Here is a 13,074-nt window from a genome sequence, read left to right on the forward strand (position 1 = left end):
AAAGGTCTTGTGCTCGCCGCACAAAGCCGACTAGGGTTCTACAAAACTCCTGATGAAGTTGGGGAACGGACGGGACGGCGTGGGGAAGCGTCGACTCGCTGCTAGAGCTGTGCCTGCGGCCGGTCCAATCGTTACCAAGCCGTCACCGTGCTGGCGCGAATCGCGGCTTGAGGGCGCGAAATGCGACGCAGAGCAGGAACACGGCGGTGAGCACCAGACCGACCGATCCCCCGGCGGCGACCGAGTATTCGCGCGAGATCCAGAGACCCGCGATGCTGCCCGCAATGCCGAGCACTGCCGAGAGCACCGGAATCCACTCGACGCGATCGGTGAGCACCCGCGCGGCCGCAGCAGGCGCGATGAGTACGGCGACGCCGAGGATCGCCCCGACCGCGGGCATCGCCACGACCACTGCGGCGGCGATGATGCCAGTGACGACGAGTTCGACCGGCCAGGTGCGGTAGCCCGAGGCCACGTATCCGACGGGTTCGAAGGTGTGGAAGAGGATGCGGCGGCCGTACGCGGCCGCAAGCACGAGCGACACCACGAGCACCACGGCTGTCGAGGTCACGTCGGAGACGCTGACGCCGAGCGGTGAGCCGACGAGCAGCGCCTCGACGGGCACGCCGAGGCCCGGGTTGAGTGCGGCGAGCAGCGTACCGAGCGCGAACCCGAACGACAGCACCACCCCGCTGGTCACTTGACGCCCCTGACCGGGAATCTTCGCGAGCAGGGTCATGGCGAGCACCAGCACGAGCGCGAACAGCGCCTGACCGATGAGCAGGTTCCAGCCGAGCAGCGCGAACACCACACCGCCCGGGAACGTCGCGTGGCTCAGCGCGACCGCGAAGAACGAGCGACGGCGCAGCACAATGAGGGTGCCCGCGACCCCGGAGAGGAGGCCGAGCAGCGCGAGCTCGAGCGAGGCGAGCGCGAAGTAGCTCATGCGCGCACCGGCTTCCACGCCGGCTTCCGCACTGCGCCGACGCCCCAGCGCACAAGCGCGGCGAGCACGTACGCGGCGACGAGCAGCAGCACGACGACCGCGCCCGGCGAGACCGTCGCGCCGCCGGTGGTCGACCACTCGAACGAGATCCAGAGTCCGGCCACCCCGACGAAGAGCGGCAGCAGCACCGCGATCGGAATGAGCAGCGCGAAGCGGCGCGTCAGCAGGCGCGCGGCCGCCATCGGCACGGTGAGCAGCGCGATCACCATGAGCACGCCGAGCGCCTGTACCCCGGCGACGACGAGCAGCGCGACCGCGACGCCCAACGTGAGGTCGGCGCGCAGCAGCCGGAAGCCCGCGGCTTCGGCACCGGCCGCGTCGAACGAACGGAACAATTGCGCCCGCCACGTCACCCCGACGATTGCGACCGCAATGAGGGCGACGAGCAGGATCTGCCAGAGCTGCGTCTCGGTCACCGTGAGCAGACGCCCGAAGAGCAGCTCTTGCAACTGCGCGACGTAGCCCTCCTGCCGAGAGACGAGCACGACTCCCAAGCTGAACAGGCCGGTGAGCACGACCGCGATCGCGGCGTCGGCGCCGACTCCGCCGCGGTGCTCGATGACGGTGAAGAGCACGGCAGCGAGGATCGCCGCAACCACGGCACCAGGCAGCAGCAAGGCGGTGCCCCCGATCATCGAGCCGACGACCAGACCGGGAAACACGGAGTGCACGAGGCCGTCGCTCACGAATTCGAGTTCGCGAAAACTGATGAAGAGGCCGACGACGCCGGCCGCGACCGCCAAGATGCCGACGGTCACCAGGGCCCGCCACATGAACGGCAGCGCGAAAATGTCGAGTGGGCTGGATTGCGCGAGATGGAGGGCCGTCAGCAGATCGACCGACATCACTCGGTCTCCCGTGTCGTGGTCACCGTGTGCTGATCGAGTTCGACGGTCGTGTCTTGGAACGCGTGCTGCACGGCATCGAGCGTGAGGGCATCGGCGACCGACCCGAACGCGGCTGGGTGCCCGGGCTGGTTGGGATGGTGCCCGCTCGCGAGCAGCAGCGCGTGGGTGCACGCCTCCTGCGCGATCTCGAGGTCGTGCGTCGACACGATGATGGTGCGCCCCTCGGCCCGCAGTTCGCGCACGAGCTGCAGCAGCACGTCGCGATTCTCGCGGTCGAGGCCGTTGAACGGCTCGTCGAGCAGCAGCAACCGGGGGTCGGAGACGAGCGCACGGGCCAGGATGCCGCGCTGCTGCTGCCCGCCAGAGAGCTCACCGAAACGACGGGACGCGAACGCGCCGAGGCCGACCCGCTCCATGGCATCGCCGACGGCCGCGCGACCGTCACGACCGATCGGGCGCAGCGCACCGCGCGAGCGGTACAGGCCCATTGTCACGACCTGGCGCAGCGTTATGGGCAGGGTGGCGTCGCGGGTATCCGCCTGAGGCAGTGAGCCGATGTGTCGGCGGGCGCGATCCGGAGCCTCACCGAGCACCTGCACCGTGCCGGCCGTGCGATCTGCGAGCCCCAAAATGCCGCGCAGCAGCGTCGACTTGCCCGAGCCGTTCGGCCCGATCAGTGCAACCGCAGCTCCCGTCGGCACCTCGAGTGTGAGCCCCTCGACTCGCGCAACGCCGTCATACCCGAACGCCGCACCGGCCAGTGCAAGCGCGACGCCGCGCCCGGTGAGGGGCGCGGCGTCGGTCGCTGCGGGCACTGCGCAGTGCTGCGGGTCGTGCTCGGGGTTCATCCCTGCAGACTATCGGGCGCGGCGTCAGCCTTCACGCCCCAGGCATCGAGAATCGTCTGGGTGTTGTGCACGGTCGCACCGATGTACGTCGCGCCGTCGCTGTCGGGGGCGCCGAGGGAGTCGGTGTACAGCGTTTCGGCATCGATGACCTGCACGCCCGCCTCGGCGGCGATGGTCTCGGCGAGCTTCGGGCTCATCGACGACTCGACGAAGACTGCCTTGACTTTGTTCTCCTTGATCGAGGCGACGAGCGCATCGATGTCGGCGGCGCTCGGCTCGGCATTGTCTTCGAAGCTGGGCAGGATCGACCCGGCGAACGTGATGCCGTACTCGTTGAGGTAGTAGCGCATCGAGTCGTGACCGCTCACGAACTGGCGCTCGGCGGCGGGCACGCGATCCACCTCGGCCGCGACCCAGGTGTCGAGGTCGGCGAGCTTGTCGGTGTACTCCGAGGCGCGCTGCTGGTAATCGCTTGCGTGATCGGGGTCAGCCTGCTCGAGGCCCTTCGCGATCTCGTTCACCATGCCTTCGGCGAACTTCGGCGAGGTCCAGATGTGCGGGTTCAGGTCGCCGGGCTCTTCGGCGTGATCATGATCCTCTTCCGCGTGATCATGATCTTCTTCGGCCGCGTGATCGTGGCCCTCTTCCTCGTCATCGTGATCGTCGACGAAGCCGCCACCGGCGATGGTGATCTGCTTCGCCTCGTCGAGGTCGATGCCATCAGCGGCGGTGATGATGGTGCCGTCGAAGCCTGAGGCCTCAACCGCATCGTCGACGAAGCCTTCCAGACCCGCGCCGTTGACGACGAGCACGTCGGCCTCGCCGAGCGCCAGCAGGTCAGCCGGGCTCGGGTCGAAGTGGTGCGCCGAGGCGTTCGGAGCGAGCAGCCCAGTGAGTTCGATGTCGTCGCCGCCCACCTCACCGGTGAAGTCGGTGAGCTGCGTCGTGGTCGCGACGACCTTGAGGCCCCCGCCCCCGCCGCCGTCTCCCGAATCCGCGGTGGCGCCGCCACTGCAGGCGGTGAGCGCGAGCAGCGAGGCGAGCGCTGCGCTGGCGAGGAGGACGGGCTTGAGGGGGCGTGAGTAACGAGTCATGACACACTTTCTAAATGAGAACGAGTATCACTATACACTCACTCAGATGTTGCGTCGCCTCGTGATCGCATTCGTGCCGCGGCCACCGCGGTGCCGCCGAGCAGCAAGAGCGTCATCGCGAGCGCCGCGGCAACGGATGCGCCGTGCGCATCACCCGTGGCCGCGAGCCGCGGCTTGGCAGCACTCTCTGCGACCGCCGGGGCCGAGGTTGTCACGACGGTGGTCGGCGGGGCGCCTTCGGCACCGGATTCCGCGGGCTTCGTCGGCTCGACCGGATCGACGGGATCAATCGGGTCCACGGGCGCCGGCGCCACGGCGAGCGATACCGGCTGCGACGTCGAGATCGCGAACACCGAGTTGCCGGAATATCGCGCCGTGATGACGTAACTACCCTCGGGGAGCGAGGCGATCGCGAGCGTTGCCACGCCCGATTCAATCGGCGCACTGCCCAACGACTCGCCATTCGCGAAGAACTCGACTGATCCCGTCAACTCGGCGGGAGCGACCGACGCGCTCATCTGCACCGTCTCGCCGACCTTCGTGCCGGCGCGATCGAGCGACAACGTCACCGTCGCGACCCGCTGCTGCACCGTCACGGTGGTCTCAGCCGAACGCGACCCGTTCACACCCGCGTTGCCGGAGTACTCCACGGCGAGCGCATGCTCGCCGACGGGAAGCTGCACGCCAGGCAGTTCGGCGCGGCCATCGCTCGAGACGGGCACCTCACCGAGCATCTCTTCGCCCGCCCAGAACCGCGCCGTACCGGCGAGGTCGCCGACCGTGGCATCAGCCTCTACAGTGGCCGTCAGATCGATCGTCTCATCAGCGAAGACTTCTTCACTCGAGGTGCCGAGCGCTACTGAAGAAGCCGCCGTGTTGTACGTGATCGTGATGAGACCGTTTCCGTCGCGCACCCCGTTTTCGAAGACCGTGCCGGCGGGACCATAGCCCGATCCGCCACCCCCGGCGGTGCCCCACACCGTCAGGTAGCCCGGCCCGCCGCCCGCGCCACCGTAGTACCCACCGCCACCGCCACCGCTTCCCGGCGATTGCGGGTCAGATGAAGTGGTATCGCGCCCGTCGCCGCCGATGCCGAGCATGCCGCTCCCGCCGCCGTTCTGATCGCCGCCGGCGCCGTCGCCCGCAATGCTCACGACCTTGGCACCGCCGACCAACCCACCACCAGCACCGCCGATGAAGTTGCCGTACTGCGAGTTGGTAACCGCAACGGACCCGCCTCCACCGCCGGCGACGAGCACCCGGTGCTCCAGGCCCGCGCCGCCCACACGAATATCGCTCGCACCGCCACCGCTGGCGTTCGCACAGCCCTTGGCCGACGTGCGGCCGCCGCCATTGAACCCTCCGGCGACGCCACCGGGCTCACAGAGCACATTCGAGATTCCCACGCCGCCGACCGTGAAGTTGAGCACGTCGCCCGGCTGCACCGGCAGCACCGCAGTCGCCCGGCCGCCCCGACCGCCGACCATGTTGTTCCACTGCGTCGCGTCTCCACCCGCGGCCCCGAAGACGTCGGCCGTGATAGAGGTGACGCCGGTCGGCACGGTCCACTGCTCCGTCGCGCCGGTGAACGCGAATTCGCAGGTGGCGACGCCGGCGTCGACGGTGCACGCGGCATCCGCCTGAGCCGGCGCGGCAACCACGACCGGCAGTCCCAAGGTCGCAACGGCCACAGCCAACAGGGTTGCCCCGAGTTTCACACGCATACTCGAGAGCTTAAGCCGCAGACGGCCGCGTGCCTAGCAATCGGAATAACAATGCGTAGACAATCACGAGGAATCAGGTAGTTATTGCGCTGACCCCACGACCAGGTGCACCGCGTTGCCCCACGGATCCCACGCGGTGAGCGCATCATCACTGCGCTGGGACGTATAGCCGGCATCGGCCAGGCGATCCTCAACCGCATCGACCGCGGCCGCATCGGGCAGCGTGACCGTGAAGCCCGCGAGCCCCGTCGCGTTGGTGCGCGTCTCAGCGCCCTCGCTCTGCCACACATTCGTTGCCAGGTGATGGTGGTAGCCGCCCGCGGCGTAGAACAGCGCACCGTCGGCGCGCGACGTCACCGCGAAGCCGAGCGCGCCGGCGTAGAAGTCTTCGGCCTGCTGCAAGTCGCCGACCTTGAGGTGCACGTGCCCCATCGTCGCTGCATCGGGCGCGGCCTCGTCGATCGCGTCGGCGTCGGCGTCGGCGTCGGTGCCGAGGTGCTCGGTAATGAATTGGTTCGGGTCGAGCGCCTCCGACCCCATCTGCACCTCGCCGCCCTGCCACTTCCACTCGTCGCGAGGCCGGTCGACATACAGTTCGAGTCCATTGCCTTCGGGGTCGAGGAAGTAGAAGGCCTGGCTCACGGCATGGTCGGCCGAACCCTGGAACGTGTCGGGGGCGACCGTTGCGACGTTCAGAATGGTTGCGGCGAGCGCGGGCGCATCTGGATACAGAATTGCCGTGTGATAGAGCCCGGGGTCGGTGAGGGTAGATCCGGCTTCGCCCGAGTCGTCGGGCGTGAGGCGCAGGATCGGCTCGTCGAGGCCCAGCAGCACGCCGCCCCCAGTTGCTTCTTCGTCAGCGTCAGCTTCGTCATCGAGCACCCGCAGGCCGACCGCGTCGATGTAGTACTGCTGCACCTTTTCGAGATCGTGCACCGCGATCTCGACCACACCCATGTGCGTCTCGTCGGGCAGCGCGGCGACGGGTCGGGCGTCGCCTTGTGCGCTCGCCGACTGCGCGATCGCAATCCAGGTGATCGCACCGGCCGCGACCAATGCGGCGACGACGATGAGCGCAATGATGAGGGGCTTGCGAGAGCGGGCTGCAGAAGTGGCCATATCAAGTGGCAACTCTCACTCATCGACGCGCATTCCTGGGAAAGCCGGGTGAAGCGGCATCGAACAACCATGTGCGCCGTGCTTAACCGTTTATTCGGGTTGAGCACGGCGCACACGCTCGAGGGCAGCTCAGTGCCGGGTGCGTACGCGGGTGATGAACGCACCGGCACCGAGGAGCAGGAGCGCAGCGCCCGCGATCCAGGCCATCTCGCCGTTCGACGCGCCTGTCTGTGCGAGTCGGCTCTGCTGCGAGACCGTCGTCGCACCGGCAACCGAGGTACTCGCCGTTGCGGGGCCTCCGTTCGCTGCTGCGTCGGCCCCATCGGCCGCGGCCGTTGCGCCCGAATCGGCGTTGCCGCTCGCCGCCGCCCCAGCGTCGCTCTCCGCATCAGCATCGACCGCTGCAGCAACCGTGACCGTCAGCGTCGCGTCGCCCGTGATCCCATCTGCGTTAGTGACCCGATACGTCACTGAAGCGACACCAGCGAATCCGGCAGCCGGCGCGAACACGATCTGGCCGTTCGACACCTCGAAGGTTCCTTCGTCGGCGGTAACGAGCGACTGAGGATCACCCTGGACATCGACCAGCGTCAGAGTGTCGGGGTCGAGTGCGGGTTCCCCCGTCGCGCCGTCGTTGGCGAGCACATCAACGGTCACCGGGGTCTGCGCGGGTGTGCTGACCGCGTCGTCGACGAGCGTCGTGGGCCGCGCGGCCGCAACACTTTGCACGAAGGAGCCGTTGAAGGAGTGTGTCGCGCCCGCAGCGTAATCGATCGCCCACCCCGCCGAGATGTATCCCGGCGCCGTCGGCACCCAGCTCAGGCCGGAGGGATCAGCCACAACATCGCCTGAGACCGAAACGGGAACGGGCTGGCCGTCGAGTCCAACGATGGGCGTGTGCGAAGTGACACCCACGACCCCGTCTGGCACTGCAAAATACTGCCCGGTCGCGTCAATGAAGTGGCCGGGCTCGCTCGGATCCGCTGCCGCGACCGAGCTCAGCGGCGACAGGTCGCTAATCGAGTTCGAACCGAGGTACACCACGCTCAGCTTGGTGAGCGGCGCCAACGGAGCGATGTCCGTGACCCCGGATGACATCATGATCAGCGACGTCAGCTCGGTGAGACCGCTGAGCGGAGTCAGGTCTGCACCGTCAATGTTCGTCACCGAGAGCCACGTCAACTTGGTCAGACCGGAGACCGCCGAGAGATCGACGTTCGGGTTGTGCTGGAAGTCAAGGTCGGTCAGCTCCGTCAGGCCAGCGACCGCGCTGATGCCGCTGAGCTGGTTGAACCCCATGCTCAGATTCGTCAGCTGGGTGAGGCCTGCGAGCGATGAGACATCGGTCACCGCATTGTTCGAGAAGTGCAGCGTGCGCAGCCCAGTGAGGCTTGCGACCGGCGAGATGTCGGTGATGTTGTTCACGCTGAGCATCAACTCGGTCGTGCCCGTGAGCGCGTCGGCACCCGTAATGTCTGCGATGTCGCGGAAATTGCAGTTCAGCACCGGCAGGCTCGCCGCCTGGGCGTCGGTGATCGTGGATCCGGCCGGCTGCCCGAGAGCGTCATTGATGCAATCTGCGAAATGCGCATCAGGGAAGGTGACATCTACCGCGCTCGCGGGCGCCGCTCCAATCCCGAGCGCGGCGATGCATGCGCCGACGATAGCCGCACTCGAAGCGACACCTTTTGCCCGCCTCCGGGCGCCCTGATTCTGTTCCATGTGCGTCCATCCCGCTCGAATTACGTACTTAACATTCTGTATACTACGCTGAATATCTAAAATACTCCAGGGGGATGTCATGATCGATTACGCCGCGGTGGCCTCGGGGCTGCACTCAAAAGACACATTTCTCGCTTTGTGCGACGAACCACGCGTATTCGGAGCCAAGAAGCAAGCCGCGCGAGCAGCGGAGATCTGGGAGCGCGCAGAGCAACGCAGCGTTTTCGCGCATCGAGCACTCCGTGCCCCAGGCGGCACCGGAACCGGGCTCTTGGTGCACCTCATCTGGGACGCGGACTCCGATACCGCGAACGTCGGCGCGGCATTCACGGCGGTCACCAGCGCACTGCCCCCGTCTCTGACGAGGGCAGATGAAAAGGCGACCTACAAGCGCCGCGACAAGAAGCAGGGGGTGTTTTTCACCTGGCAGGATGTGCGATCGCAAGAGCTCAGCCAGTGGTTCTTCACCCGGTTCGGCGTGCACGCATTCGCCACGCAGCTCTTCAGCGAGAACGATTTGCACGAAGATCTCGCCATCGTCGCGGTCGTCGACGGCGTCGACCATATCTGGCTCGCTACCCACGAGTAAAGTGACGATCCCTTCACCTCGGGATACCTGCGGCGGCGGGTGACTCACCCCGCCGCCGCTCCCCGTTCTTACGGCATTACGAGAACGGCCTTCACCGCCTTGCCGCTTTGCGTGTCGGCGATCGCCTGCTCGATCTGGTCGAACGGGTACTGCGTGATCAACTGATCGAAGGGGAACTTGCCCGCAGCGTGCAGCGCCAGCATCTCAGGAATGAAGGTCTGCGGAACCGCATCGCCCTCGATCGCACCGACGAGCGTCTTGCCCGAGCCCGAGACGAGCCCGAGCGGAATCTCGACACCCGGCTTCGGCACACCGACCACAGCGATCTTCGCTCCGAATGCGGTTGCGCCCACGAGCTGCTCGACGACTGCCGGTACCGCGGTCGTGTCGACCGCGAAGTCAGCACCGACACCGCCGGTGATCTGCTGCACGAGTTCGACCGTGTTCTCGGTGCGGCTGTCGATCGTGTGCGTGGCTCCGAGTCGCTTCGCGAACTCGAGGCGTTCGGGCAGAATGTCGACGGCGATGATGGTGGTCGCCCCGGCGACGACCGCACCCATGATGGCGGAGAGCCCAACCGCGCCAGTTCCAGCCACGATCACTGAAGCGCCGGCAGGCACCTCAAGCGAGTTCAGTACAGTCCCTGCGCCCGTCTGCACGCCGCAGCCGAGCGGGCCGACGAGCTCGACGGGTGCGTCCGCAGGCAGCTTGACCGCGTTGCGGGCGTCGACAATTGCGTGCGTCGCGAACGACGACTGGCCGAAGAATGAGCCGTGCACCGTCGAGCCGTCGGCAGCGGTGAGTGTGGTCGATCCATCGGCGCGCACCCCGGCGATGTTCAGCGCCATGAAGTTGAGGCAGTAGGCCACCTTGCCGGTCACGCAGTTGCGGCAGTGCCCGCACGAGGCGAACGAGACTGCCACGCGATCGCCCACAGCGAGCCCGGTCACCCCGTCGCCGACCGCTTCGACGATGCCGGCGCCCTCATGCCCAAGCACGAACGGCAACGCGGCGGGAATGTGCCCGTGCTGCACCGCGAGGTCAGTGTGGCACAGACCGGTCGCGACGATCTTCACCAGAATCTCGGACGGTCGAATGTCGTCGAGGGTTACGTCCTCGAACACAAAGGGTCCGTCCACCTCGTGCAGTACCGCGGCGCGAGCGTTCGTAGTCATCAGGGTTTCCTTCCTGGGAGCCTCGGCTCCGGGGCACCCAAGCCTGATCGTATACCCACATCGGGATCACCCGGCGAAGCCTTGGAGCACTCACAGGGAGCAAGCAATGACCATCAGCGAGATCGCAGGTCGAGCTGCAGGATCGAGCCGCCCGGCGGCTCGTCGCGCAGCATCACCATGAATAGGTCAGCCTCATCCAGGTCATGGAGATCACTGAAGAGCAGAGTCGATCGTTCGATACGCGGGTCAACCGTTGCGATCACTTGCGCATCAGGATCAATGTCAGCGTAGACCGCTTCAAGATCAGCAAGACCCAAATGGCTACGGATCAAGAGCGCGCCGGCGTACTGCATGCCGTTGCCGGTTCCCGACAGTCGCTGCGCCGCCCACCCTGAATCGATGACCTCAGCGCCTGGAGGTACGGGCAACTGCTGCACCCGCGACTCGAGCTGCTGCGCTGCCGCGTTGTTCGCGGAGTGCACCCATACACCGGCACCCACGAGGGCGAGTAGCGGCAGCAGCACGATCACCGCGATGAGCGCGCCCGCGGGGATGCGTCGGGGCACACGGAGCGGCATCACCTCTCGGCGACCAGTGTGATTCGCATGCTCACCCATGCCGACGACAATAGCCGGGCAAGTTCAGGCGTGTTCCGGCACGAGGGCGGCGCGCGGTGGAAGAGTGACCACACCACCTAGGCTCGACGCATGCGTTCCCCGAGCTCCCCCGCCCTCGGCGTCGACATCCGCCTACTGCATCGAAACGACGCCGACGCGCTGGCCCGCGCGTACGTGCGCAATCGAGATCACCTGGCCCCCTGGGAGCCCACACGGTCTGAAGAGTTCTTCACCGCAGCCTGGCAACGGGAAGACATCGGTCAGCGCATCACTGCCAGCGAAGCCGGTACCGGCTTCAGTTTCGGACTCTTCTCGTCAGGGAAGATCGTGGGCCGATTCAATCTGGCCGGCGTCGTTCATGGTCCGTTCGAAAGCGCCGGGCTGGGCTACTGGGTCGACCAAGACTCAGAGGGGCGCGGGCTCGCCACAGCCACCGTGCGCGCGTTGCTCGACTGGGCACGCATCGAGCTCGGCTTGCATCGCATAGAGGCAAGCACGCTGGTGCACAATCTTGGATCGCAGCGCGTGCTCGCGAAAGCCGGGTTCGAGCAGATCGGGTACGCACCGAAGTACCTCAAGATTGCGGGAACCTGGCAGGATCACCATCTGTATCAAGCACTGCTGCACTGATCGGGTGCGCCGCGTCAGCCGGCGAGCGCGAGATGCAAGATGGGGTACGGCTTCCCTTCCCCGTCGACATCACTGCGACCCACCTGCATGAACCCCTGGCTCAGATAGAACGCTGTCGCGCCCGGATTCTGCTCGTTCACGTCGACCGCGGTGATGCCGTACCGAGTGATCGACTCCGCAAGCAGGGCGCTGCCGACCCCCTGGCCTCGGCACTCATCGGCGACGAAGAGCATCTCGAGGTTGCCGTCGAGCACTCCGGCGAAACCGACCGCCTGACCGTCGCGCTCTGTGACGAGCAGCGTGACCGCGGGAAAGTACGCGGTCGCCAGCCTGCCTTCGATGCTCGCGAAGTCAGACTCGGCGAGAAAGTCGTGCGTCGCCCGAACGGCGCTGCGCCAGATCTCGACGAGCCGCGGGTATTCGACCGAGCCGTGGCTCGGACGAATGATGAGGGGTGAGGGGCGCGAAGACATGTCGGTGCAAGTGTAGGCCGACCGCCCGCGCCCGATCAGGGGATCGGCACCCCGCGATCCTGCCCCACCCGCTTCATCACGAGGGTCGATTGCAGCCGCTGCACGCCCGGCAGCCCGGTGAGCACCGTGTCGTACAGCTCCTGATATGCCGCGAGGTCGGTGGTGAGCACGCGCAGAATGTAGTCGGGCTCACCGAAGAGTCGCTGCACCTCGACGACGCTCGGAATCTCGACCACTGCGGCCTCGAACGCCGTGATCACGTCGATCGAGGTGACACCGATCGTCACAAAGATCACGGACTCGAACCCCAGGCCGACCGCCTGAGGCGAGACCACCGCGCGATAGCGCTCGATGACTCCGGATCGCTCCAGCTCTTTCACCCGGCGATGGCACGACGAGAGACTCAGGCCGACCTGCTCGGCGAGCTCGGTGGCGCTCACCCGCCCCGATTCTTGCAGTCGTGACAGAATCTCGCGATCCAACGCATCCATGCGGTTGATTCTTGCAGATCGGCCCGCAAACGACTCAGAAAACGGAAGCACATTTCCCCAAGAAGGCCGTAATCTCTGAGCGTCAAAGGAGGACGGTGCCATGGATTGGACGCTGGCGGGGCAGTTCTGGATCATCGCTGCGGCACTCGCCGTCACCCCGGGGCCCGATTGGGCGTTCGTGATCTCGGCCGGCGCCCGACGCCAGCACCCCGCACCCGCGGTGCTCGGGCTGCTCAGCGGATATGTACTCGTCATCGGCGTCGTGGCGGTCGGAGCCGGTGCCGTCGTCACCGCTTTCCCGCTCGCACTCACCGCCCTCACCGTGGCCGGCGGCGCCTTCCTCGTCTACCTCGGCGTCACCACCCTCATGCGACCGGCTGCCCCGCTCGACGTCACCGGGGAGCCGCTGCACACCGGCGGCTTGCAGCAGTACTTGCGCGGCGCCGGTGTGAGCGGCATCAACCCTAAAGGCGTCATGCTGCTGCTCGCCCTGCTGCCGCAGTTCACTGGGCCAGGCGGTGAGTGGTCGCAGCCGATGCAGATGCTCGCGCTCGGCGGGCTCCATCTGCTCAACTGCGCAGTTGTCTACACCGTCGTCGCAACGGTGTCGGGTCGCGTGCTCGGCGGGCGCCCACGGGCGGGATCGATCGTCAGCCGCATCACCGGCGTGATGATGATCGGCGTGGGCTTGCTGCTGCTCGCCGAGCAGATCGCACCACTGATCTGAGCGCACGCGGC

Annotated in this window: 14 protein-coding genes; 3 read left to right on the forward strand and 11 right to left on the reverse strand. The window is 66.7% G+C overall.

Annotation, left to right across the window (positions count from 1 at the left end; translation table 11 throughout):
• Positions 1 to 142: 142 nt before the first annotated feature.
• The 7 genes from ACZF5Y_RS16120 to ACZF5Y_RS16150 form a co-directional block, all read right to left on the reverse strand.
• Positions 143 to 964 carry a metal ABC transporter permease gene (locus tag ACZF5Y_RS16120; RefSeq protein WP_497533678.1) on the reverse strand — a complete coding sequence of 274 codons (822 nt, stop codon included), beginning with the start codon at positions 962 to 964 and terminating at the stop codon, positions 143 to 145.
• Positions 943 to 1,851, reverse strand: coding sequence for a metal ABC transporter permease (locus tag ACZF5Y_RS16125; RefSeq protein WP_497533679.1), 909 nt, complete (start codon positions 1,849 to 1,851; stop codon positions 943 to 945). The genes ACZF5Y_RS16120 and ACZF5Y_RS16125 overlap by 22 nt, the downstream gene beginning before the upstream one ends.
• Positions 1,851 to 2,702 (reverse strand): metal ABC transporter ATP-binding protein, encoded by an 852-nt coding sequence (locus tag ACZF5Y_RS16130; protein ID WP_497533680.1) that lies wholly within the window; start codon positions 2,700 to 2,702, stop codon positions 1,851 to 1,853. Before ACZF5Y_RS16130 ends, ACZF5Y_RS16125 begins: the two co-directional genes overlap by 1 nt.
• On the reverse strand, positions 2,699 to 3,796 hold the full coding sequence (locus ACZF5Y_RS16135; protein ID WP_497533682.1) for a metal ABC transporter substrate-binding protein: 1,098 nt from the start codon (positions 3,794 to 3,796) through the stop codon (positions 2,699 to 2,701). The genes ACZF5Y_RS16130 and ACZF5Y_RS16135 overlap by 4 nt, the downstream gene beginning before the upstream one ends.
• Positions 3,797 to 3,834: 38 nt before the next feature.
• A complete protein-coding gene (locus ACZF5Y_RS16140; RefSeq protein WP_497533683.1) occupies positions 3,835 to 5,520 on the reverse strand; it encodes an Ig-like domain repeat protein in 1,686 nt (561 codons plus the stop codon).
• An 81-nt stretch (positions 5,521 to 5,601) separates the two neighbouring features.
• Positions 5,602 to 6,639 (reverse strand): VOC family protein, encoded by a 1,038-nt coding sequence (locus ACZF5Y_RS16145; protein WP_497533684.1) that lies wholly within the window; start codon positions 6,637 to 6,639, stop codon positions 5,602 to 5,604.
• A gap of 129 nt (positions 6,640 to 6,768) precedes the next feature.
• A complete protein-coding gene (locus tag ACZF5Y_RS16150) occupies positions 6,769 to 8,361 on the reverse strand; it encodes a leucine-rich repeat domain-containing protein (RefSeq protein WP_497533685.1) in 1,593 nt (530 codons plus the stop codon).
• Positions 8,362 to 8,440: 79 nt separating this feature from the next.
• Here ACZF5Y_RS16150 and ACZF5Y_RS16155 point away from each other — a divergent pair, with 79 nt between their 5' ends.
• Entirely contained in the window at positions 8,441 to 8,950 is a 510-nt protein-coding gene (locus ACZF5Y_RS16155) for a hypothetical protein (RefSeq protein WP_497533686.1), read from the forward strand.
• Between the two features lie 68 nt (positions 8,951 to 9,018).
• Here ACZF5Y_RS16155 and ACZF5Y_RS16160 read toward each other — a convergent pair whose 3' ends face one another.
• Complete coding sequence (locus ACZF5Y_RS16160; RefSeq protein WP_497533687.1) at positions 9,019 to 10,125, reverse strand: NAD(P)-dependent alcohol dehydrogenase; 1,107 nt, start codon at positions 10,123 to 10,125, stop codon at positions 9,019 to 9,021.
• 113 nt (positions 10,126 to 10,238) lie between these two features.
• Positions 10,239 to 10,742: a hypothetical protein gene (locus ACZF5Y_RS16165; RefSeq protein ID WP_497533688.1), complete on the reverse strand. Its 504-nt coding sequence runs from the start codon at positions 10,740 to 10,742 to the stop codon at positions 10,239 to 10,241.
• 90 nt (positions 10,743 to 10,832) lie between these two features.
• Here ACZF5Y_RS16165 and ACZF5Y_RS16170 point away from each other — a divergent pair, with 90 nt between their 5' ends.
• Entirely contained in the window at positions 10,833 to 11,372 is a 540-nt protein-coding gene (locus ACZF5Y_RS16170; protein WP_497533689.1) for a GNAT family N-acetyltransferase, read from the forward strand.
• A gap of 14 nt (positions 11,373 to 11,386) precedes the next feature.
• On the opposite strand, the gene ACZF5Y_RS16175 is transcribed toward ACZF5Y_RS16170, so the two are convergent.
• A complete protein-coding gene (locus tag ACZF5Y_RS16175; protein ID WP_497533690.1) occupies positions 11,387 to 11,845 on the reverse strand; it encodes a GNAT family N-acetyltransferase in 459 nt (152 codons plus the stop codon).
• Positions 11,846 to 11,880: 35 nt separating this feature from the next.
• Positions 11,881 to 12,336: an Lrp/AsnC family transcriptional regulator gene (locus ACZF5Y_RS16180; protein WP_497533692.1), complete on the reverse strand. Its 456-nt coding sequence runs from the start codon at positions 12,334 to 12,336 to the stop codon at positions 11,881 to 11,883.
• 100 nt (positions 12,337 to 12,436) lie between these two features.
• On the opposite strand from ACZF5Y_RS16180, the gene ACZF5Y_RS16185 reads away from it, so the two are divergent.
• Positions 12,437 to 13,063 carry a LysE family translocator gene (locus ACZF5Y_RS16185; RefSeq protein WP_497533693.1) on the forward strand — a complete coding sequence of 209 codons (627 nt, stop codon included), beginning with the start codon at positions 12,437 to 12,439 and terminating at the stop codon, positions 13,061 to 13,063.
• Positions 13,064 to 13,074: the final 11 nt, after the last annotated feature.

It is taken from the genome of Leucobacter sp. WKLB1 (genome assembly GCF_059696215.1).

What these genes read in the sequence shown, in the direction of transcription:
- ACZF5Y_RS16125 (WP_497533679.1), bottom strand. Translation starts at nt 1,851, where the DNA reads ATGTCGGTCGATCTGCTGACGGCCCTCCATCTCGCGCAATCCAGCCCA.
- ACZF5Y_RS16130 (WP_497533680.1), bottom strand. Translation starts at nt 2,702, where the DNA reads ATGAACCCCGAGCACGACCCGCAGCACTGCGCAGTGCCCGCAGCGACC.
- ACZF5Y_RS16135 (WP_497533682.1), bottom strand. Translation starts at nt 3,796, where the DNA reads ATGACTCGTTACTCACGCCCCCTCAAGCCCGTCCTCCTCGCCAGCGCA.
- ACZF5Y_RS16140 (WP_497533683.1), bottom strand. Translation starts at nt 5,520, where the DNA reads ATGCGTGTGAAACTCGGGGCAACCCTGTTGGCTGTGGCCGTTGCGACC.
- ACZF5Y_RS16145 (WP_497533684.1), bottom strand. Translation starts at nt 6,639, where the DNA reads ATGGCCACTTCTGCAGCCCGCTCTCGCAAGCCCCTCATCATTGCGCTC.
- ACZF5Y_RS16150 (WP_497533685.1), bottom strand. Translation starts at nt 8,361, where the DNA reads ATGGAACAGAATCAGGGCGCCCGGAGGCGGGCAAAAGGTGTCGCTTCG.
- ACZF5Y_RS16155 (WP_497533686.1), top strand. Translation starts at nt 8,441, where the DNA reads ATGATCGATTACGCCGCGGTGGCCTCGGGGCTGCACTCAAAAGACACA.
- ACZF5Y_RS16160 (WP_497533687.1), bottom strand. Translation starts at nt 10,125, where the DNA reads ATGACTACGAACGCTCGCGCCGCGGTACTGCACGAGGTGGACGGACCC.
- ACZF5Y_RS16165 (WP_497533688.1), bottom strand. Translation starts at nt 10,742, where the DNA reads ATGGGTGAGCATGCGAATCACACTGGTCGCCGAGAGGTGATGCCGCTC.
- ACZF5Y_RS16170 (WP_497533689.1), top strand. Translation starts at nt 10,833, where the DNA reads ATGCGTTCCCCGAGCTCCCCCGCCCTCGGCGTCGACATCCGCCTACTG.
- ACZF5Y_RS16175 (WP_497533690.1), bottom strand. Translation starts at nt 11,845, where the DNA reads ATGTCTTCGCGCCCCTCACCCCTCATCATTCGTCCGAGCCACGGCTCG.
- ACZF5Y_RS16180 (WP_497533692.1), bottom strand. Translation starts at nt 12,336, where the DNA reads ATGGATGCGTTGGATCGCGAGATTCTGTCACGACTGCAAGAATCGGGG.
- ACZF5Y_RS16185 (WP_497533693.1), top strand. Translation starts at nt 12,437, where the DNA reads ATGGATTGGACGCTGGCGGGGCAGTTCTGGATCATCGCTGCGGCACTC.